A 772-nucleotide genomic window follows, 5' to 3' on the forward strand; every position below is an offset into this window, starting at 1 on the left:
GGTTCTGTTGCGAAGTTTTGGTTGGATGACAATAACGCGCTGCGGCAGCGGGTTTAAGATGCGAGCTCCGCGAACTGGCGAAACGGGCAGAGTCCGGGCGTGATTTGACCTTTGCGGATCATGTGCGCCACTTCAATTCCGTCGAGCGTTGCCGCCGCTGAAGCAAAGGCCTTGAACCCCAGCATCGGGCGAGTTCGTCTTTTGATGAAACGGTGGTCCTGTTCCACAATGTTGTTCAAATATTTCCGCCTGACCATTTCAATTGGGACTGGGCAACCAAAACCTTTCAACATCTTGTTTATGGCCTTGATGCCAGCTGTGTTGGCACCGCTTTTGTCGATGACAATCTTTCTCGGAAGGCCGTTGACCTCCAGTGTCCGGGCAAAGAATTTGGTGGCGGCGGGTTTGTTTCGACGCTGCGAAAGCATGAAATCAAGGGTCTTGCCGTGTTTGTCGACAGCTCGATAGAGGTAAATCCACGCGCCTTTAACTTTGATGTAAGTTTCGTCCATTCTCCAGGAGCGATCACATGGCCCTTTGCGGCGACGTGCTGCCTCAGCGATTGCGCCTGCACACCGGGTCACCCATCGGTTTAGCGTGGTGTGGTCCACTGAAACACCGCGCTCGGCCATGATTTCTTCCAGATCCCGGTAAGACACACCGTATCGGACATAGAAGAACACTGCGAAGAGGACCACATCCTTCGGATATTGTGCGCCTTTGAAGGAAATCATGAACTGACTTTCGACTGATTTTACCGAAAGTCATTCAC

Annotated in this window: 1 protein-coding gene; it reads right to left on the reverse strand. The window is 52.3% G+C overall.

Annotated elements, in window-relative coordinates:
* Positions 1 to 53 precede the first annotated feature (53 nt).
* Positions 54 to 734 carry an IS6 family transposase gene (locus tag ACR0DT_RS25105; protein WP_480713354.1) on the reverse strand — a complete coding sequence of 227 codons (681 nt, stop codon included), beginning with the start codon at positions 732 to 734 and terminating at the stop codon, positions 54 to 56.
* Positions 735 to 772 lie beyond the last annotated feature (38 nt).

It is taken from the genome of Ruegeria sp. BI11, assembly GCF_056538005.1.

Excerpts from the sequence above, each read along its gene's own strand:
- ACR0DT_RS25105 (WP_480713354.1), bottom strand. The coding sequence starts at position 734 with ATGATTTCCTTCAAAGGCGCACAATATCCGAAGGATGTGGTCCTCTTC.